Here is a 19922-nt window from a genome sequence, read left to right as displayed (position 1 = left end):
GACAGGGCTCACGCCACCCGGTGTGGGCGCTTGAGCAATTTGGGCAGCCAGCCGCCCGGCGACAACAGCAATGACAAGGCATACAACACCCCGGCACAACCAATGATGGTGGGGCCACTGGGGGTGTCCAGGTGGTAAGACAGCAGCAACCCGGCCAGGCTGGCCAGCATGGCCTGCACACTGGCGTTGACCAGCTGGGCGCTCAGGTGTTCATGCCAGAGGCGGGCCGAGACGGCGGGCAACATCATCAGGCCCACCGCCATCAGTGTGCCAAGGGTCTGAAAGCCAGCCACCAAGTTGAGCACCACCAGCATCAGAAAGCCCTGTTGCCAGACCCAGCCCCTGCCGCCAGCGGCGCTCAGGTACACCGGGTCAAAGGTCTCCAGCACCAGGCCACGGTAACCGGCGGCCAGCAGCAGCAGGCTCAGGCTGGCGACACCGGCCACCAGCAGCAGCCCGGGTGCATCGACACCGAGTGCGCTGCCAAACAGGATATGCAACAGGTCCAGTTGGCTGCCTTGGCGCGAGATCAGTGCCACGCCAATCGCCAGCGCCACCAGGTACAGCGCAGCCAGACTGGCATCTTCTTTGAGGCTGGTGGCGCGGCTGACCAGACCGGCAATGCCGGCCACCAGCAGCCCAGCGACCACCCCACCGAGTGCCATGGCTGGCAGGGACAGGCCAAACAGCAAAAACCCCACCGCCACACCGGGCAGCACCGCATGGCTCAGCGCGTCTCCGAGCAGGCTCATGCGCCGTAATGTCAGAAACACTCCGAGTGGCGCGGCGCTGAGTGAGAGCGCCAGCGTAGCCACCAGCGCACGGCGCATGAAGGCAAATTCGGCAAACGGGCCAATCAGGCTGTCCCACAACCAGGGGGCCATCGTCATACAGCCTCCCGCTTTGGTAGTGAGGGCAACTCGTCGGTGTGGCAGATGTCGGCGTGGTCGTCCCAGGCCTCGGCCAGGGCGCGGGCGCGTTGCAGGTTGGGCCCGGTCAGCACGGTGTGCGTGTCGCCCCAGGCCACCAGCTCACGTGCCAGCAGCAGCGTCTGGTCAAAGTGGGCACGCACCTGCTCGTCGTCGTGTAACACCGCGACCACGGTGCGGCCCTCGGTATGCCAGCGGTGGACCAGGGCCAGCAGTGCGTCGGTGGTGCGGCTGTCCATGGCGTTGAAGGGCTCATCGAGCAAGATCAGATCGGCGTCCTGCACCATCAGCCGAGCAAACAACACCCGTTGCAATTGCCCGCTTGAGAGTGAGCCCACACTGCGCTGCTCAAAACCGGTCAAACCGACCTCGGTGATGGCATTGGCCACGCGTTGCCGCAGCGCCGGGGTGACCCCGCCCCAGGCGCCGCTGGCAGCCCAGCAGCCCAGCTGTACACAGTCCTGCACCGACATCGGAAACGTGCGGTCGATCTCGGTGAGCTGGGGCATGTAGGCAATGCGTGCGCGTGGGGTGTTCACCTGCACCCGCCCACCCGCCGGGCGCAGCAGGCCCATGATGCTTTTGAGCAGGGTGCTTTTGCCCGAGCCATTGGGGCCAATCACCGCCGTCAGCGACCCGTCCACAAAACGGCCGCTGATGTGGTGCAGGGCCGGGTGCTGGCGGTAACTCACCGTCAGGTTCTCGACCGTCACCATGGCTGCACCTCGGCGCTGGCCCAGAGCACGGCCAGCCACAGCAGCAGCAACACCGGCAACACAAGCAACAACCGCTGCCAGGCTGGCCAGCCCAGCACACTGCTGCGCAGGTCGGGACTTGACGTGCTCAAGTGGCCTTGCGTTGCCGGATGGGTGTGGCTATGACCGGCGCCATGGTCGTGGTTTTGACCTGGCGCGGGCGGGGTGTCAGGGCTGTGTGGGGGATAAGAAGAGGGCATCAAACAGAGCGGTTGTTTCGCTAGTGCAACTGGGTTGCGGTATAGTGTATCGCAATTGACTTGCATTTTTGAGTTAATGCAACTCAATGGCAATAATCTTGATTTGAGGCCCACACCATGACGGTTTCTTCTGCACACCCGGCGCGCACGGACCCCATCGACGCGCTGCTCTCGGCCCACGGCTTGCGACGCACGGTGGCGGCGCGCCTGGTGCTGGGCTGGTTTCTGGCGCACGCCGATACCAGTTACACCCATGCGCAGCTGTTGTCGGCCTTGCAGGGCGCCGAGCCGGACAAGGGCGTGACGCTGGACCGCGTCACGTTGTACCGCCTGATTGACCGGCTGACCCAGGTGGGCCTCTTGCTATGCAGGGTGGATGCGAATCGGGTGCGCCGTTACCAGGCCATGCCCGAGAGTGTCAAGGCCATGCCGCACTTTGAATGCCAGACCTGCCACCGCGACAGCCCGCTGGCCGGAGCGTTGCAAGGCAATGCGCTGGATCTGGAGGCCGCTGCCGAAGGTGCGCTGCAGGCTCTGAAAGCGCTGGGTTACCAGGATGTGAGCCTGGACTTGGCGGTGCGTGGCGTGTGTGCCGATTGCGCCAGCGCCGCCGCCGGGTCGGCCTGAATCAGCTTATTCCGACAACCAATAAAAGGACAGGGGCGGGATCAGCAGGCCGTGGCTGTCCAGTGCCAACCGAGTTCCTGCCACCAGGTCTTTGACATCGTGGTGCATGAACAGGGTGCACGAGCTCAGCGGGTCTATGTCAAACCGCTGTGCTTCGGTGCTGAAATTGCCCACCACCAAGACTTTGTTGTGACTGTTTTTGGGATCTGTGCGCAAGAAGGCCAGCAGGTTGAGGTTGTTGACCGACAGCAGTTGCCGGTTGTCAAAGTCCGCGAAGGCCACCAGTTCCTTGCGCAGCGCGATCAGCTTTTTCATGGTGCTGAATAATTTGTGTTCGACGGTGCCGCTTTGATGGCGTTTTTCAGCTTTTTCCCAATTAAAGTGGGAACGGTGCGCCCATCGGTTGTCGTTGGCCTTGAAGGGGTCGGTCATGTAGGCCATGTCGTTGAGCGTGCCCAACGCATCCCCGTAATAAATCAGCGGGATACCACCAAACGACAGGATCATGCTGTGTAACAACACAATTGTTTTGATGGCTGCATCGATGGCTTGTTCATCCTGGCTCTGCAGGGCCGATTCCAAGCCGACCAAGGAGGCCAAGGAGCCAGTAAAACGCGCGTCACCGGTTTTTTTATTCACACCAAAGGGCAAGCCACGCGCGGGTGAACCCTCAAACCGGCCGGTGAAATACTCGATCAGAAACTGGCGGTGTTGGCGTGGGTCATACCCAGCCAGGCTGATATCACGGTCATCAAAGCCCAGGCCGATGTCGTCGTGGCAACGGACGTAATTGAGCCAGGTGGCACGTTCCAGTTTGGTGGGCAAACTTTTGACCCCCTGGTTGAGCAAACGGGCATTTTTGGTGGCCACCGCGTCCCACAACAAGGCCATGAAGGTGGCGTTGTAGGCAATTTCGCACTCCTTGGCGTTGATCGCATCTTCACCAAAATACTTGGACACCTCACTCGGGGCAACAATCGCCTCGGCAATGAACAGCACCCCTGGTGCGGTGACCTGGCAGCAGTCTTTCATGAGTTGCAGCAGCAGATGGGCTTCGCGTTCGTTCTGACAGCTGCTGCCGATCTTTTTCCACAAAAAGGCCACCGCGTCGAGTCGCAGGATATCCACCCCTTTGTTGGCCCAGAACAGGATCACGTCCAACATCTCAATGAACACCGACGGGTTGCGGTAGTTCAAGTCCCACTGGTAGGTGTTGAACACAGTCATCACCCACTTGCCCATGGCCTCATCCCAGGTGAAGTTGCCTGGTGCCTGCAGTGGAAAGACCTCGGGCATGCCTTGTTCATAGGCGTCGGGCAGGCTGCGGTCGTCAAAAACGTAGTAATAGTCCTGGTATTTTTTGTCGCCCTGGCGCGCGCGCTTCGCCCACTCATGTTGGTCCGAGGTGTGGTTGACCACCACGTCCAGCACCAGCAACATGTCACGCTGGGTCAGTGAACTGGCCAACGCCTCGACATCGTTGGTGCTGCCAAAACGTGCATCCACTTCGAGGTAGTTGCGCACCGCATAACCGCCATCGCTGGCCTCCGGCGGGCAATCCAGAATCGGCATGACATGCAAGAGATTGATGCCGAGGTCTTGCAGGTAGGGAAGTTTGGTCTGCAGGTCATTCAGGTTGTCGGCGAAACGGTCGCAGTACAGCGCCATGCCCACCCATTTTTGGCTCAGGAACCAGTTGTAGTTTTTTTCGCGCGCCATGTCTGACTCGCGCAAGTGTGGCGCCCGCTGCACATAACGCAAGGCCAGTGTCTCCACCAGGCTCGACAACTGCTGCTTGAAGTCCTCGCGCTCACCATACAGCAGGTGAAACAACGAATGGATGGCGTAAAAGTTGGCTCCCAGGCGGGTGTAGAAGTGGCGGGTGTGGGTATTGCTCAACTCTGGCTTGAGTTTGGTCAGGATGTCGTTTAACAGCGCGTGGGATTCTTGTTCGTACATGGGGTGGGCTTTCGATTCATATCAATGTTGTTGGCGCAACCAGACCGCCATGCCCGGGTGGAAATGGGCCACACCTTCGAGAATGCCGGCGCCGTAATTGCCGTTCATGCCCAGGAAGTCACCTTTGGCGAGGTAGAGCTTGGCGGGCGAAACGTTGGCCATGCGGGCCTTGATGTCCGCGTCGGCGTTGGCCACCAGCACGGACGGAATGTCGCTGGTCAGCACATCCAGGTCGTTGCCACTGTCGCCGGCAAACACCGTCTGATCACACGCGAAACCCTGCTTTGCCATCAAAAACTCAATGGCATGTAACTTGTTGGCAGAGGCTGGCAGGATGTCCAGCAGGCCTTGTTGGGTTGCTTCGTCGATGCTCCATATCAGATGGACCTGGATGCCCGAAGGTTTGAAGAGGGCCTCTATCTGCGCCAACAAGTCCGTTGTTTGGGTGTCAATCGGCGCGTAGTAGCTGAGTTTGTGGATCGCCTGTTTTTCGGGCTCCTGCAGGGTCAGCGCCGTGATGCCAGACAGCAGACCTCGCAGATCGTTGTGGCTGGCCCCCGCCCACGCCGGGGCAATATGGGCGTCCCATGCGTGCCAACGTTGCCACACCGTCCCTGTCACCTGGTAGATCGAAGCCCCCACGTCAGCAATGGCGAAAGCGGGCGTGGGCAAGTCGAAGTCGCGAATTGCCTGCTGGATCAGCGCCTGGTGGCGGCCGCTGACATAGGCCAGTGTCACACCTGGGTTGTCTGCCAGCTTGGCAAACAAGGCGCGCGCTTGTGGCGACTCGGGTTGAGATCCGTTGGGGATCAGCGTGCGATCCAGGTCGGTGCAAAGCAGCAGGCGTGTCATCAGGTGGTTTTGTCTCTGTTAGGTGTCAAAAATTGGTAGTGCGCAATGGCTTCCAGAATACCGGCTGCGTACAGGTCTTTGGAGAAATAGATTTTGTCCACATCACTGAGTTCAGACAGTTCCGGGGGGTACTGGTTGGCCACAACCACCCCCATGGTGTTGCCGCGCAACATGTCTTCATCGGCACGTGTGACACCTGCAACCAGTGTGTTGTCAAGCGGGAAACCAAACTGGTCGGCGCACCAGCGCAATGCCAGCCCCTTGGACGCGCGCGCAGGTAGGATGTCCAGAAAATGGCCAAACGAAAACACCAGGTTGACGGCTTGGTCGTTGCGCAGCAGGACTTGCCGGATCTCCGTGACATCGGCGCTTGCTGGGTCGATGAAGTAGCTGATCTTGAAGGCGCTCTGGCAGTTTCTGGGTTGCATCTTGAGGCCCGGAATCTCCGCCAGCAGGGTGCGAATTTCCTGTGGATTCCAATGGTGGTCGATGTGTCGCTCCCAAGCCGTGTCACGTGTCAGCTCGGGCGCGTAGTGGATGTGTGTTCCCTGGTTGGTGATCAGGATGTCGGGCTCGGGAATACCGTGCTGGCGCAACACCACCAGAGCATCATCCAGATGCCGACCAGTGGCAATGCCAAAGATGAATGCCTTGCGTTGGTCGTGAATCAGCTTCAACAGCTCAGCGAGAGAGGCCTGATCCCCAGTCAGGTTCAGGTCAAGGCTGGTGAACAGTGCCTGCCGACGAAACAGGTTGGGCCGACGCTTCAAGCTCAGCTTGACGACAGGCTCGGTTTTGGCCACCAGAGGCCGGATCACCTTGAGGTAACTCTCCACATGCGCTGGCCAAGAGTAGAACTGCCGCACACCGGCCACACCGTTGGCCGAGAACCGCTGCCAATCTTTTTTGCGGGTGAGCGTGAGCAGCAGCTTTTTGGCCATGGCGGCTTTGTCCAGCGGGTCGATCAGGTAGCCGTTGTTGCAGTTTTTGATGATCTCGATGGGGCCACCGTCTTGGGTTGCCACCAGCGGCAGGCCACAGGCTGCGGCTTCGATCAGGGTCAGACCAAATGGCTCGGTCAGGGCCGGGTTGACAAACACACCGCCCAGGCGGGTCGCCAGCCGGTACAGGGTGGGTACTTGGGACGCCTTGTGGTGTTTGGGGTAGGCCACCTTGCCATACAAATCGTATTTGTCGATGGCCAGCAGGATGTCGTTGAGCACGGTTTTTGACACACCGCTGATGTCCTGAATGTCGTCCCGGTTGCCCGCCACAATCACCAGATTGGCCACTTGCTGCAATTTGGGCGACTCGCCATAAGCTTCGATCAGGGAAATGATGTTCTTTTTGGGGTCCGGGCGTGACAGCGCAAGAATGATGGGTTTGGTGGGTTCTTTCAGAAATTTGGCGAGTTCAAGGGCCACACTCGGGTCTTCGTCCTCGCCCTGCGGCGGGAAAAATGTCTTGAGGTCGGTGCCCGGCGGAATCACACGCATGGCTTGGGGCTGGTAATAGTCGTACAAGCCGTATTGCTGCTCAATTTCCTGTTGTGTGCTGGTGATCACTCGCTCAGCCGCCCCCAAGGTGGTTTCTTCGGCTTCTACCCGTCGGCTGATGTTGTAGGTTGATTCAATCTCACTGCGTTTGACACCACTGGCCACCAGTTGTTTGCGTTTGTTGCGCCCCAGAGAATGGCCGGTGTGCACCAAGGGAATCCCCAGCTGGTGCGACAGACGCGCCCCCACATAACCCGCATCCGCATAGTGGCTGTGGATCACGTCCGGCATGTTTCCGGGCAGTTTGAAATAGGCCAACACATTGTCTGAAAAACTGTCCAGCGAGTCCCACAGCAACTCTTTGCGCACATAGCCTGGCGCACCACATTCCACACGCACGATGCTGGCCTTGGCCGACAGCGGCTCATTTGCCACGGCGTAGTCGGGGCTGACCAAATCGTCCACCACGCGGCGTGTCAACAACATCACTTTGGCGACGTCATCACGTTCACCCAGTGCGTTGGCGAGCTCCACCACATATTTGGTTTGTCCGCCGGTGTCGGCATCCCGCCCCAGTTCCAGATCATGGCCGCGGATCAGGCCGTGGATGCTGATCAGGGCAATGCTCAAAGGGGGTGAAGTGTTTGTGGTCGGGTCATTTTTCATGGCTTTTGTCTCCGTTTGGAACGTCCTGGCACGCAGAGCCGTTGGGGTCATTGTGCACCAATTATATTTGTGCAAATATAATTGGTGCCTTGTAATGACTTTTCAGGATGGGAGGCCCCTTGTTTCGCCAACTTCTTGCCGACAACACCTCTGCCCATTGGCTCAGTGCGCTGCTGGCCGCCTCGGTTTTCCTAGTTGTGTTGTACTTTTTGCGGGGTGTGGTGTTGCGTCGCCTGCAGCGCCTGGCAGGCAACACCGACACCTTGATTGACGACTTTTTGGTCGAGGTGTTGTCGGCCACACGGGTGCTGTTGGCCAGTGTGGTCAGCCTGTATATCGCCAGCCTGTTTCTTGAGCTGCCGACCGGTTTGCAGAAAATTGTTGATCGGACTGTGATTGGGCTGATGCTGCTGCAGTGTGGTTTCTGGGCGACGCGGGGATTGGATTTCTGGCTGCGCCACCGGTTTGCCCAGGGTGATGTGAATGAGACCGGCGCACGCGAGATGACCCGCTCGCTGCTGTCCTTCCTCGGGCGGGTGGTGCTGTGGTCACTGGTGGCACTGCTGATCCTGGACAACCTCGGGCTCAATGTCACCGCGCTGATCGCCAGTCTGGGTATTGGTGGTATTGCGGTGGCGCTGGCGGTGCAGAACATTCTGGGTGACCTGTTTGCGTCGTTGTCGATTGCCATCGACAAACCGTTTGTGATTGGTGACTTCATCACCGTGGACGACCTGATGGGCACAGTGGAGCATGTGGGTTTAAAAACCAGCCGCATCCGTGGTTTGGGTGGCGAGCAGATTGTTTTTTCCAACAACGATTTGCTCAAGAGCCGCATCCGCAACTACAAACGCATGCAGGAGCGCCGTGTGGTGTTTGCCATCGGGGTGACCTACGACACGGCTGAACCAGCACTCAAAACCATTCCAGACCTGATCCGCCAAGCCATCGAGGCACAAACGGCAGCACGTTTTGACCGCGCACACTTCAAGGGATTCGGCGCTTTTTCGCTCGACTTTGAGGCGGTCTATTACGTGCGTGAACCGGACTACAACGTTTACATGGACGCGCAACAGGCCATCAACTTGCAGCTGGTGCGGGACTTCGCCGAGCGTGGCATTGGTTTTGCCTTTCCGACACAAACGTTGCACATTGCCTCGGCACCGACCCTCACCGACATGGCGCAAGGGGCTGAAAACAGGCCGTCACCTGCATCAGATCAGGCCACCGCCTCTTGAGGGCTGAGCCGTCTTGGGTAGACTGCGCGCCATGATTCGCTCTCAGGCTTTGCGTTTTGTTTATCCAGGTGGTGCCACGCTGGTTTTTCCCGATGTGATGGTGGCGCCCGGTACGGTGTTGTTGCTCAGCGGCCCCTCGGGTTGTGGCAAATCGACCTGGCTGGCGCTGGTGGCCGCTTTGGTGGCGCCCACCGATGGTCAGCTGGAGGTGGCCGGGCAACTGCTTGGCGTGCTCAAGCCTGCCGCCGCCGATGCCTGGCGTGCCCGGACCATCGGTTTTTTGCCCCAGAAGTTGCATTTGAGCGCGGCACTCACTGTTTACCAAAACCTGGCCATGGCGCAGTGGGCGGCCGGTGTGCCAGAAAACGCTGCACGCATCGAGCAGGCGCTGGCGTCACTGGGTGTGGCTGAGTTGGCGGCACGCCTGCCTGCGCAGCTCTCGGGTGGGCAGGCGCAGCGGGTGGCGCTGGCGCGCGCCGTGTTGCTGCAGCCCGCCCTGATCCTGGCCGATGAACCCACCGCGAGCCTGGACGATGTCGCCGCTGCCGATGCGGTGGCGCTGTTGCTGGCCACCGCCCAAACCCAAGGCGCAACCCTGGTGATTGCCACCCACGACGCCCGGGTGGCGCGGCTGATCCCGCCCAAGCCTGATGGTCAAAATGGCTTTGAGCCCTTATTCTTAAAGGGCCAGTAGCTATGGAATCCACAGCATGAAGACCTTGTGGTTGGCCTGGCGTTACCTGTGGGCGCGGCCACTGAATTCGGCGCTCAATGTGCTGCTGCTGGCGCTGGGCCTAGCGTCAATGACCTTTTTGCTGCTGGTCGGTTACCAGCTGGAAAAAGCCTTTGACCGCGATCTGGCGGGCATCGACGTGGTGGTGGGTGCCAAGGGCAGCCCGATGCAGCTGATTTTGAGCGGTGTGTTGCATGTGGATGTGCCCACCGGCAATGTGCCGCTGAAAGACATTCGCGAGCTTGAAAGCCACCCGCAGGTGGCGCAGATCATCCCGATCAGCCTGGGCGACAACTTCCACGCCTACCGCATTGTGGGCACCAGCATCAACTACATCCACCACTACAACGCGCAGCTGGCGCAGGGCCAGCTCTGGACCACACCGATGCAGGTGGTGCTGGGCTCGACGGTGGCGCGCCAGCTTGGGCTGCAGCTGGGCCAGACCTTTGTTGGCTCGCATGGTCTGGGCGCAGGTGGCCATGTTCACGGTGACAGTACCTACACCGTGGTCGGCATCCTGCAGCCCAGCGCCAGTGTGCTGGACCGCCTGATCCTGACCGACACGGCCTCGGTCTGGAAGGTGCACGAGGACTACACCGCACTCGATGACGAAGACCGCGCTGTGATGGAAGACGAGCGTGAAATCACGCTGGCGCTGGTGCGGTACAAAACGCCGATGGCGGCACTGACTTTTCCGCGTTATGTCAACAGCAGCACCGACATGCAGGCCGCCGCCCCGGCGGTCGAGATCACCCGGCTCTTGCACATGCTGGGCCTGGGCACCGAGGTGCTGCGCGCTTTTGCGGCGGTGCTCTTGCTCACCGCTGGTTTGAGTGTGTTCATCGCGTTATGGAGCGCGGTGCGTGAGCGCCGGGCCGACCTGGCGTTGCTGCGTATGCTGGGCGCACCGCCCCGGCGGGTGGCGGCTTTGCTGCTGTGTGAGGCGCTCTGGCTGGGCCTGCTGGCGGGCGCCTTGGGTCTGTTGCTGGGCCAGGGCTGCACCGCGGCGCTGGGCTGGTTCCTGCAGCTCGACAGCTCGCTGCTGGTGGGCGGCTGGGTCTGGCCGTCCGACTTGTTGGTGGTGCCCGCCTTGGCGCTGCTGGTGTCACTGGGGGCGGCGCTGCTGCCCGCGCTGGGGGCCTACCGCGTCAGTGTGCTGGAACTTCTGCAGGGCCGCTGAGGTCCGATGTGGCTGCTGCTCTGCCCCGATCTGTTGTTGTCGTTTCCCCTAGAACTTAGTCTGGAGTTTGTATGAAAAAAAGCCTTCTAGCCCTTATGTTGATGGGGTCATTTGCTACTTTTGGCATAGCTGCCACGACGCTACTGGACAAAGCCACGCAAGAGGACATTGCGCGCCACCGGGCCATGGCCACCGCGCACGAAAATGCCGCCAAATGCCTGGAGTCGGGCAAGTCTGACGAGGTCTGTGAAAAGCAGCTGCAGGTGGAATGCAAGGGCCTGGCGATTGGCAAGTTTTGCGGCATGAAACACACGCACTAACATCAGTGGGTTTCAAAAAAGGGGTCGTCCATGGGTGATTGGGTGCGCAGAGAAGGTCGCTTGGGCTGGCGGGGTCTGGCGCTGTCTGTCCTGCTGTTGGCGGCAGCCGCGCCTGCCCTGGCGCAGCTGAGTTCGCCGATCGCCGGTGTGCCTTCGGGGGCCGGCCCGGGTGTGCACAGCCCCAACAGCCCGTTTGCGCCGCTGGTCGAACGTGCCGATGTGTTGCCCTGGTCGCTGCTGTCGGATGTCAAGGTCAGCGTGGTCAAGAAGCGGGTGCTGCCGACCTTTCCCGCCGCGGTGCTGGCGTTGGACGGCAAAACCCAGCGGGTGCAGGGTTTCATGATGCCGCTGAGCCCGGGCCAGAAACAGACCCATTTCCTCTTGACCTCGGTGCCGTTGACCTGCGCCTTTTGTACACCTGGCGGGCCCGAGAGCATGATCGAAGTCAAGACCCGCACACCGGTCAAGTACTCGCTGGAGCCGGTGCTGGTGGAGGGCACCTTGGCCGTGTTGTCAGACGACCCGACGGGTCTGTATTACCGCATGCTCGATGGCCAGCAAACCAGGTGAACCCGCCCGTCCAAACGCGGTTTCTGCTTTGAATCTGGGCTGGACTTGATCCTTGTCATGTTTTGAGTGCAATTCCTGTCGCACAGTAGGGTCTTTGGGCCGTATTGACCTGATTGACAAGGAGCCAAACCATGAAAGCGTTGCAAGATCTTTTTTCCACCGACTACGGGCTGATGAGTGTTGTGGTCATCGCCGCGATGATTGCGGGTCTGGGTTATGCCTATGTTGTGTTGCGGAAAAAAATGGCTGAGGCCGAACGTAGCGCGCACAAATAACGCCCTGTCTGGCCGGGCGGCCGACCTGAGCGTCACCCCCCCGGCTATCAGCATTCAAAAACCACCCTGGCCAGCGCCTGGGTGGTTTTTGTGTTTTCATGCGTTGTCTTTGTTATCCCATGTGTTGTTTGAAGTGAACAGTCCTGTTGTCTCGGCCTTGTTGCCCGTGGTTTTTTTGATTGCTATCGGCTTCATCGCGGTTCGAGCTGGACTGATCCGGGTCGAGGCCAACAAAGACCTCTCCAACCTGGTGTTTTCGGTGCTCACACCGGCCTTGCTGTTTCGCACCATGAGCACGGTGCATGTGGAGCAGCTCAACTTCAGGCCACTGCTCATGTACTTCGCCGCCGTGCTGCTGCTGTTCATGGGCGTTTTTGTGGGCAAGGGCCGCGACCACCGGGCCGCCGTGCTGGCGCTGGCCTGCACCTTCAGCAACACCGTGATGATCGGTATCCCGCTGATCAGCCTGGCCTACGGGCAGGCCGGCATGGTCACGCTGCTGACCCTGGTGTCGGTGCATTTGCTGGTGATGTTGACCATCACCACCGTGGTGCTGGAGATGGCCAGTGCACGCCAGGCGCGCCTGGCCGGGCAGGGCGGCCAGCAGCACATGGCACTGACGGTGTTGCTGGCCTTGAAAGGTGGCCTGATCCACCCGGTGCCGATGCCGATCATTGCGGGTTTGTTGTTTGCGCAGACCGGGCTGGTGTTGCCCGAGGTGGTGGACCGGCCGCTGCAATTGCTGGGCAGTGCCTTTGGGCCGGTGGCGCTGGTGCTGGTGGGTGCGATGCTGACACAGGTGCAGATTGGCACCCACCTGAAAGCGGCTTTGGGCATCAGCCTGCTGAAAAACCTGGCCCTGCCATTGCTGGTAGCACTTTTGGGCTGGGGGCTGGGCATGGCAGGCCCCACCCTGAACGTGATGATCGTCACCGCCGCCTTGCCCATGGGCGCCAATGTGTTCCTGTTTGCCCAGCGTTACGAGGTCGCACAAGAACTGGTGACCGCCAGCCTGGCGGTGTCGACCTTGTTGGGCCTGTTGACGATTTCGCTGGTGATGGCTTTGGTGGGCTGGCTCGGCTGAGGTTTTGGCACTGCGGGCCCGGCGCTTCTGCCGGGTTTGTCCCGATGTGTCTTGACTTGACGCGTTGTGGTGCCGCCCTCACACTGGTTGGGGCAGGACTTTGATGCGGCCACCTGCCACGCCCCTTCCAAGTGATTCGCTCTGGCTACTCAGCCTGTTCTGAACACCTAGCTTCGAATTTTTATCGAAACATGCAAAATTTATCAATTAATATATAATTTTGTCAAATTGTATGGTTTGATGTTGAAAATATGGAGGTAAACATGGAAAGCACAGACGCTGCGCATCATGGAGCGACACCTGTCACGGACGTGAACCGGGCCTTGGCTGTCAGTGAGTTCCTGGCATTCAAGCTGGGTGAGGAAGAGTACGGCATCGACATCCTGCGGGTGCAGGAAATTCGCTCCTTCGAGCGTCCCACCCGCATGGCCAATGCGCCTGAACACATTTTGGGGGTGGTCAACCTGCGCGGTGTGATCGTGCCGGTGGTGGACATGCGTATCAAGTTCAAGCTCAACCCGGTCAATTACGACCACTTCACTGTGGTGATTGTTCTCAACATCGGCAGCCGGGTGGTGGGCATGGTGGTCGATGGGGTCTCAGACGTCATCACCCTGAGCCCGGAGCAATTACGCCCGGTGCCCGAGCTGTCATCGGCCATTGGCAGCGACCACCTGCTGGCCATAGGCTCGCTGGAAAACCGCATGCTGATCCTGATCGACATCGGAAAACTCATGTCCAGTTCGGACATGGGCATAGATCCTTCAATGGCTTGAAACAGCTGCAACTACCTGGAATTTCCTATGAACAATTTGACGGTACGTACAAAGTTGGCTTGGTCGTTTGGTGGACTGGCCTTGATGGTTTTACTGGTATCTGGCTTTTCCGCGAAGATGCTCAACGATGCCCACGATCGTTTTGAAAACTACATCAATGGCATCAACGCACAGGCCCAGATGGCAGCTGGCGTGCGACAAGCGGTGGACAGTCGTGCCATAGCGGCGCGCAATCTGGTGTTGGTGACACAACCACAAGACTTGGCCATTGAGAAAAACAACGTCTTGCAAGCGCATAAAGATGTGGGGCAGCGCATGGCCAAACTCAAAGAGATGGCCAAAGAGGCTGATGTATCAGACGAAGCGCGTCGCTTGATTGCCGAGATCGACAAGATTGAACAATCATACGCACCAGTGGCCATGGGTATTGTTGAGTTGACCCTCAGTAACAAGCATGAAGAAGCCATTGCAAAAATGAATACGGAATGCCGCCCTCTTTTGGCGGCATTGGCTAAAGCTGAAACCAACTATGCGGATTTCACGGCAGCGCGTTCCGTCGAGTTGGTAGAAGAGTCGGAAGCCATCTACGTCACGCAGCGAGTTGTCTTGATCACTGTCTGCTTATTTGTGTTTGGAGTGGCCGTATTGGCGGGCGTACTCATTACCCGAAGCCTGACCCGTGCGCTGGGGGCCGAGCCAGCCGATTTGAGCCATGCAGCCAGCCTTGTGGCTGATGGCGATCTGACTGCCACTTTGCAGGTTCGCAGTGGAGATACGACCAGTGTGATGGCAGCCATGGCCCGCATGCAAACAGGCTTAGTGAGTGTGGTCTCCAAGGTACGCGCCGGCTCCGACTCGGTGGCCACCGCCAGCTCCGAGATCGCCCAGGGCAACAACGACCTGAGCCAACGCACCGAAGAACAGGCCAGCGCTCTGGAGGAAACAGCCGCTTCCATGGAAGAGCTCAGTTCCACCGTCAAACAAAACGCCGACAACGCCCGTCAGGCCAACCAGCTCGCCCAAAACGCCAGCTCGGTGGCCATCAAGGGCGGTGAAGTCGTCGCCCAGGTGGTGGACACCATGAAAGGCATCAATGAAGCTAGCCGCAAGATCAGCGACATCATCAGTGTGATCGACGGCATCGCCTTCCAGACCAACATCCTCGCGTTGAATGCGGCGGTCGAAGCCGCCCGTGCGGGTGAACAGGGTCGTGGTTTTGCGGTGGTGGCCAGTGAAGTGCGCAGCTTGGCAGGCCGCAGTGCTGAAGCCGCCAAAGAAATCAAGACCCTGATCAGCACCAGTGTCGAGCGGGTCGAACAAGGTACAGCCCTGGTGGACCAGGCCGGTACCACCATGACCGAAGTAGTGGCCTCCATTCGCCGGGTCAACGACATCATGGGTGAGATCAGTGCAGCCAGCACCGAGCAAAGCCAGGGTGTGGGCCAGATTGGGGAAGCCATCCAGCAGATGGACCAGGTCACCCAGCAAAACGCGGCTTTGGTGGAAGAAATGGCCGCAGCGGCCAGCAGCCTCAAGAGTCAGGCACAGGATCTGGTGCAAACAGTGGCGGTGTTCAAACTTGCGTCGGGACAGGATCACGGTTTTTCGGCACCTGCGGCACGCAGCAGTGCAGCCATCCGGCCCAACGTCTCCAAACCGGTGGCAGCCAGCAGCACGGTGACCGCCAAGCTGGCGAACAAACCAGCACCTAAAGCGGCCAGCCTGCCTCATGACAGTGGCGGCAAGGCTGGCAACGATGAGTGGGAGAGTTTCTGAGCGGGGGTGACAGGCCGGGCGCAGGCGCTGTGATCCTCAGAACAGCACCTCGATGCGCATCAGGCTGGCCACGGCTCGGCCAGCTCTGAGCCCCGGTTCAAACACGGCCTGTTTGAACCGCTGTGTCACTTCTTGGGTAAACCAGTCTGGTGCGTCGCTCGCCTCCACGTCCACCTGGGTCACTTCCCCTGCCTGATTGATCCACAGCAGCAGTTGCAGGCGGCCAGGCGCCTCGGGTGCCGCAAGGTCTTGCAGCTCGATCTCGCTGGCGGGCAATGCCGTGCGGGAAAGAAACTCTGCGGGCAAATAACCGTTCTCGCTGTCTGGCAGCCGTTCCGGATTTGACGGTGGCTGTGGTGGGAGCGACTGCTCCTCTGGTTCAGTGGGCTGAGGTGCAGGCGGTGCCAACGCAGGCGCCTGCTGGGGCGGCTGGTGTGCTGTCTGTGGCTCGCTTTGGGCGGGGCGCACCACCCTCAGGATCACCCGCTGGTCCGGCTGGCCGCGCAGCCAAGAGGGCAGCTGCCAGATCTGGTGGGACGGCCAGAGCAGCAGCGCATGCAGCAGCAGCGACACCAGCAAGGCGCACAGCAGGCCCCCCCAAGCTCTGGTTAAACCCAAATTCAGGGTGCCAGTCGCTCTCGAATCCATAGTTGTGAGCCCTTGTCAGATAAGGGCTGCAGGCCATAACGAAGCCTGTCGTGCAGGCGGCTCTTGCGCCCTTGCCAGAACTCCCAGCGCTCGGGTTTCAGGCGGTAACCGCCCCAGTGGGGCGGGCGGGGCGGTTGCAGCAGAAACTGGGCGCCATACCTGGCCGCGTTGGCCACCAACACCCCGCGCCCGCTGATCACCTGGCTTTGCGGGCTGGCCCAGGCACCAATGCGGCTGTCGAGCGGGCGGCTGTGGAAGTAGGTGTCACTCTCGGTTTCACTGACTTTTTTCACGACACCTTCGATGCGCACCACACGTTCGAGCTCAACCCAGTGGAACTGCAAGGCCGCATAGGGGTTGCCCGCCAGTTCCTGGCCTTTGCGAGAGTCGTAATTGGTGTACCAGACAATGCCGCGTTCGTCATAAGCCTTGATCAACACCACGCGGGTGCTCGGGCGCAGATCGCTGCTCACGGTGGCCAGCGTCATCGCATTGGGTTCGGGCACTTCGGCGTGGATGGCTTCTTGCAGCCATTGCTCAAACTGTTTCAGCGGGTCGGCGTGGGAGGCGTCTTCGTTGAGTTCGGCACGTTCGTAACTTTTGCGCAGGTCGGCTAATGTGGTCATGTCGGCAGTATAAAGAAGCAGTCTGGAGCGAGGGTGCCGAAGAGGCGCTCGTAACCGCCAAGTACCTGTTGAAACACCGCCAGAGACCAGACTGGGTTACCATTGAGTATGTAATTTAGTTACTAAAAATTTCAACCATCATGAAACTCAATACCACCGTTGACGCCGTCACCCAGCGCATCATCCAGCGCAGCCAACCCACACGCAGCGCCTATCTGGCGCAGGTACAGGCCGACGCGCAACGCCCGCCGGGTGCACAGCGCATGGGTTGCGCCAATGTGGCACATGCGTTTGCGGCCTTGCCGGGCAACGACAAGTTGCGTGTGGTGGCCGAGAAAGCGCCCAACATCGGCATCGTCACCGCTTACAACGACATGTTGTCGGCCCACGCGCCGCTGGGCCACTACCCCGACCTGATCAAGGCCGAGGCCCGGTTGTTTGGCGCCACCGCCCAGGTCGCTGGTGGCGTGCCGGCGATGTGTGATGGTGTCACCCAGGGCCAGCCGGGCATGGAGTTGAGCCTCTTCTCGCGCGACGTGATCGCCATGGGCACCGCCGTGGCGCTGAGCCACGATGTGTTTGCCGGGGCGCTGATGCTGGGTGTGTGTGACAAGATTGTGCCGGGCCTGCTGATCGGCGCGCTGCAGTTTGGCCATTTGCCGACCGTGTTTGTGCCCGCCGGTCCGATGACCACCGGCTTGTCCAACAACGACAAATCCAAGGTGCGTGAAAAGGCCGCCCAAGGCCTGGTGGGCCGCCCCGAGTTGCTGGCAGCCGAGTCGGCGGCCTACCACGGCGAGGGCACCTGCACCTTCTACGGCACTGCCAACAGCAACCAGATGTTGCTCGAAGCCATGGGTCTGCATGTGCCGGGCACCGCCTTCATCAACCCGGGCGCCAGCATCCGCGAGGAACTCACACGTGAAGCCCTGCGCACCGTGCTGGGATCGGCCAGCTACAAGTGCCCGCCGATTGGCCTGGTGGTGGACGAGCGATGTATCGTCAACGCCATGGTGGCCTTGCTGGCCACCGGTGGCTCGACCAACCACCTGATCCACTGGGTGGCGGTGGCGCGTGCGGCAGGCATCGTGATCGACTGGGATGATTTTTCAGCCCTGTCGGACGTGGTACCGCTGCTGACCCGTGTTTACCCCAATGGCAGCGCCGATGTGAACCAGTTCCAGGCCGCTGGCGGTCCCGGTTTTGTGATTCGCGAGCTGCTCGACGGTGGTTTCATGCATGCCGACGTGTTGACCGTGCGCTCCGGTGGGTTGCGCGAATACACCCGCGTGCCTGCAGCCCCGACATCGGTTTCAGAGGATAAATCGTCTCCAGCCCTGATCTGGCAAGAGATTGGTGCTAGCAAAGATGAGTCTGTGGTGCGCCCGGCCAGTGAGCCGTTCAGCGCCAGCGGCGGCCTGAAATTGTTGCTCGGTAACCTGGGTCGCAGTGTGATCAAGATCTCGGCCGTGCCCGATGACCGCCATGTGATCGAGGCACCGTGCCGCGTGTTTGACTCGCAGGACGCCTTGCAAAAAGCCTTTGCCGCCAACGAACTCAACCAGGACGTGGTGTGTGTGGTGCGCTGGCAGGGTCCCAAAGCCAATGGCATGCCCGAGTTGCACAAACTCACCCCGCCGTTGGCGGTGTTGCAAGGCAAAGGTTTCCGCGTGGCGCTGGTGACCGACGGACGCATGAGTGGTGCCTCCGGCAAGGTGCCGGCTGCCATTCACGTTTCGCCCGAAGCGGTGGCAGGCGGCCCGCTCGCTCGCGTGCGCGACGGTGATGTGATCCGGCTCGACGCCGAGACCGGCACCCTGCAGGTGCTGGTGCCTGAAGCGGAATGGGCAAAACGTGAAGTCGCTCAAATGCCCGATGCCTTGCGCGCCGCCAACGGTGTGGGCATGGGCCGCGCGCTGTTTGCCAGCATGCGGCGCAACGCCAGCAGCGCCGAAGAGGGCGCCTGCAGCTGGTTGTGATACCAAGCACGGTCTTCACCCCCCCCACCTGTCATCCTGATCCCGCCGGGCGTTCTCGCCTGGCGTGCTTTTCTTCCTTTTTTTAGAAAGTTTTCATGAACGCAAACACCTCTTTGACCGCTCTGCAGGTCATGCAAGACGCACCGGTGATCCCGGTCATTGTGTTGAACGATGTGGCACACGCGGTGCCGCTGGCACGCGCTTTTCTGGCCGGAGGTATCCGTATGCTGGAGGTGACGCTGCGCACGCCGCAGGCGCTGGCCTGTATCGAAGCGATTGCGCGCGAGGTGCCCGAGGCCATGGTGGGTGCTGGCACGGTGCGCAGCGCGTCGGATGCCCAGGCCGCAGCCAATGCCGGGGCCCGTTTTGCAGTGAGCCCGGGCTACACCAGCGCGGTCGGTCAGGCCTGCCGCGATGCCAAACTGGCGCTGCTACCCGGCGTGGCCACCGGCAGCGAGATCATGCGGGCGAGTGAAGACGGGTTCACCGAGCTCAAGTTCTTTCCGGCGGTACAAGCCGGAGGTGTGGGCATGCTCAAGGCCTGGGGTGGTCCGTTTTTTGATGTGAAGTTTTGCCCCACTGGCGGCATCACGCTGCAAAACGCGCCCGATTTCCTGGCACTGCCCAATGTGGTGTGTGTGGGCGGCTCCTGGCTGGTGCCGGCCCAGGTGGCCGAGTCGGGTGACTGGGGCCGTGTCACCCGCCTGGCGCTGGAAACCAAGGCCTTGCACCAATAGCGTCTGGCCCGCGCTGGCGCCAGCCCGGTGCTGGTCTCAGCGCAAACCCAGACCGCCGCTGCCTTCGGCGCGCTCGATCAGCTCAATCTTGTAGCCGTCCGGGTCAACCACAAAAGCGATCACCGTGCTGCCGCCTTGAACCGGACCGGCTTCACGCGTGATCTTGCCCCCGGCCGCGCGGATTTTGTCGCAGGCGGCCTTGGCATCTGGCACCCCCAGCGCGATGTGGCCATAGGCGCTACCCATCTCATAACTCTCCACCCCCCAGTTGTAGGTCAGCTCAATCTCGGCCTGGCCGGGGTTGCCGCCCTCGAAGCCGAGAAAGGCCAAGCTGTATTTGTACTCGGGGTTGTCCGACTGACGCAGCAGGGTCATGCCCAGCACCTGGGTGTAGAAGTCGATCGCGCGTTGCAGATTGCCGACGCGCAGCATGGTGTGAAGAATTCGCATGGTGGAAGCTTAAAAAAATTGAAACAAGGGGTGAAATCAAGAGTTG

At 60.5% G+C, this 19922-nt stretch carries 21 protein-coding genes; 12 read left to right on the top strand and 9 right to left on the bottom strand.

All coding sequences use genetic code 11. The features are described 5' to 3' along the window. Positions 1-8 precede the first annotated feature (8 nt). Genes RF819_RS04830 through RF819_RS21285 form a run of 3 tightly spaced genes read right to left on the bottom strand, consistent with a single transcriptional unit; the run spans position 9 to position 1776 of the window. Complete coding sequence (locus tag RF819_RS04830) at positions 9-890, bottom strand: metal ABC transporter permease (protein ID WP_078363929.1); 882 nt, start codon at positions 888-890, stop codon at positions 9-11. Next, positions 887-1645: a zinc ABC transporter ATP-binding protein AztA gene (gene aztA / locus RF819_RS04825; protein WP_078363928.1), complete on the bottom strand. Its 759-nt coding sequence runs from the start codon at positions 1643-1645 to the stop codon at positions 887-889. The genes RF819_RS04830 and aztA overlap by 4 nt, the downstream gene beginning before the upstream one ends. Beyond that, the gene (locus RF819_RS21285) at positions 1639-1776 is read right to left on the bottom strand and encodes a hypothetical protein (RefSeq protein ID WP_158081234.1); all 138 of its coding nucleotides are present in this window, start codon (positions 1774-1776) and stop codon (positions 1639-1641) included. The genes aztA and RF819_RS21285 overlap by 7 nt, the downstream gene beginning before the upstream one ends. A gap of 225 nt (positions 1777-2001) precedes the next feature. Between RF819_RS21285 and RF819_RS04815 the strand changes: the two genes are divergently transcribed. Then, complete coding sequence (locus RF819_RS04815; RefSeq protein ID WP_078363926.1) at positions 2002-2511, top strand: Fur family transcriptional regulator; 510 nt, start codon at positions 2002-2004, stop codon at positions 2509-2511. A 6-nt stretch (positions 2512-2517) separates the two neighbouring features. On the opposite strand, the gene RF819_RS04810 is transcribed toward RF819_RS04815, so the two are convergent. From RF819_RS04810 to RF819_RS04800, 3 genes are read right to left on the bottom strand one after another with little or no spacing between them, the layout of a single operon-like run. Further along, the gene (locus RF819_RS04810) at positions 2518-4470 is read right to left on the bottom strand and encodes an amylosucrase (protein WP_078363925.1); all 1953 of its coding nucleotides are present in this window, start codon (positions 4468-4470) and stop codon (positions 2518-2520) included. A gap of 21 nt (positions 4471-4491) precedes the next feature. Further along, entirely contained in the window at positions 4492-5322 is an 831-nt protein-coding gene (locus tag RF819_RS04805; RefSeq protein ID WP_078363924.1) for an HAD-IIB family hydrolase, read from the bottom strand. Continuing rightward, entirely contained in the window at positions 5322-7448 is a 2127-nt protein-coding gene (locus tag RF819_RS04800) for an HAD family hydrolase (protein ID WP_200224535.1), read from the bottom strand. Before RF819_RS04800 ends, RF819_RS04805 begins: the two co-directional genes overlap by 1 nt. A 155-nt stretch (positions 7449-7603) precedes the next feature. Here RF819_RS04800 and RF819_RS04795 point away from each other — a divergent pair, with 155 nt between their 5' ends. From RF819_RS04795 to RF819_RS04755, 9 genes are all read left to right on the top strand, one after another. Next, positions 7604-8722, top strand: coding sequence for a mechanosensitive ion channel family protein (locus tag RF819_RS04795; protein WP_242473350.1), 1119 nt, complete (start codon positions 7604-7606; stop codon positions 8720-8722). A gap of 31 nt (positions 8723-8753) precedes the next feature. Beyond that, entirely contained in the window at positions 8754-9416 is a 663-nt protein-coding gene (locus tag RF819_RS04790) for an ABC transporter ATP-binding protein (protein ID WP_078363921.1), read from the top strand. Between the two features lie 16 nt (positions 9417-9432). Next, positions 9433-10635 (top strand): ABC transporter permease, encoded by a 1203-nt coding sequence (locus RF819_RS04785; RefSeq protein ID WP_078363920.1) that lies wholly within the window; start codon positions 9433-9435, stop codon positions 10633-10635. Between the two features lie 71 nt (positions 10636-10706). After that, a complete protein-coding gene (locus RF819_RS04780) occupies positions 10707-10955 on the top strand; it encodes a hypothetical protein (RefSeq protein ID WP_078363919.1) in 249 nt (82 codons plus the stop codon). Between the two features lie 30 nt (positions 10956-10985). Continuing rightward, positions 10986-11525, top strand: coding sequence for a DUF3299 domain-containing protein (locus RF819_RS04775; RefSeq protein ID WP_078363918.1), 540 nt, complete (start codon positions 10986-10988; stop codon positions 11523-11525). Positions 11526-11656: 131 nt separating this feature from the next. Next, positions 11657-11800: a DUF3149 domain-containing protein gene (locus tag RF819_RS04770; protein WP_078363917.1), complete on the top strand. Its 144-nt coding sequence runs from the start codon at positions 11657-11659 to the stop codon at positions 11798-11800. 133 nt (positions 11801-11933) lie between these two features. Then, positions 11934-12884 carry an AEC family transporter gene (locus RF819_RS04765; protein WP_078366771.1) on the top strand — a complete coding sequence of 317 codons (951 nt, stop codon included), beginning with the start codon at positions 11934-11936 and terminating at the stop codon, positions 12882-12884. 263 nt (positions 12885-13147) lie between these two features. After that, positions 13148-13660 (top strand): chemotaxis protein CheW, encoded by a 513-nt coding sequence (locus tag RF819_RS04760; RefSeq protein ID WP_078366770.1) that lies wholly within the window; start codon positions 13148-13150, stop codon positions 13658-13660. A 27-nt stretch (positions 13661-13687) separates the two neighbouring features. Further along, positions 13688-15436 (top strand): methyl-accepting chemotaxis protein, encoded by a 1749-nt coding sequence (locus RF819_RS04755; RefSeq protein WP_078363916.1) that lies wholly within the window; start codon positions 13688-13690, stop codon positions 15434-15436. 36 nt (positions 15437-15472) lie between these two features. Here RF819_RS04755 and RF819_RS04750 read toward each other — a convergent pair whose 3' ends face one another. Then, positions 15473-16054 (bottom strand): energy transducer TonB, encoded by a 582-nt coding sequence (locus RF819_RS04750; protein WP_143541607.1) that lies wholly within the window; start codon positions 16052-16054, stop codon positions 15473-15475. A gap of 2 nt (positions 16055-16056) precedes the next feature. Continuing rightward, entirely contained in the window at positions 16057-16710 is a 654-nt protein-coding gene (gene pdxH, locus RF819_RS04745) for a pyridoxamine 5'-phosphate oxidase (protein WP_078363914.1), read from the bottom strand. Positions 16711-16850: 140 nt separating this feature from the next. On the opposite strand from pdxH, the gene edd reads away from it, so the two are divergent. After that, positions 16851-18689 carry a phosphogluconate dehydratase gene (edd, locus tag RF819_RS04740; protein ID WP_078363913.1) on the top strand — a complete coding sequence of 613 codons (1839 nt, stop codon included), beginning with the start codon at positions 16851-16853 and terminating at the stop codon, positions 18687-18689. 95 nt (positions 18690-18784) lie between these two features. Beyond that, the gene (eda, locus tag RF819_RS04735) at positions 18785-19426 is read left to right on the top strand and encodes a bifunctional 4-hydroxy-2-oxoglutarate aldolase/2-dehydro-3-deoxy-phosphogluconate aldolase (RefSeq protein ID WP_078363912.1); all 642 of its coding nucleotides are present in this window, start codon (positions 18785-18787) and stop codon (positions 19424-19426) included. A gap of 36 nt (positions 19427-19462) precedes the next feature. On the opposite strand, the gene gloA is transcribed toward eda, so the two are convergent. Further along, on the bottom strand, positions 19463-19876 hold the full coding sequence (gene gloA / locus RF819_RS04730; RefSeq protein WP_078363911.1) for a lactoylglutathione lyase: 414 nt from the start codon (positions 19874-19876) through the stop codon (positions 19463-19465). Positions 19877-19922: the final 46 nt, after the last annotated feature.

Origin of the sequence: Rhodoferax fermentans, assembly GCF_002017865.1 — a bacterium.
In the GTDB taxonomy this organism is placed as follows: Bacteria; Pseudomonadota; Gammaproteobacteria; order Burkholderiales; family Burkholderiaceae_C; genus Rhodoferax; species Rhodoferax fermentans.
This window is presented reverse-complemented; position numbering and strand designations above follow the sequence as displayed.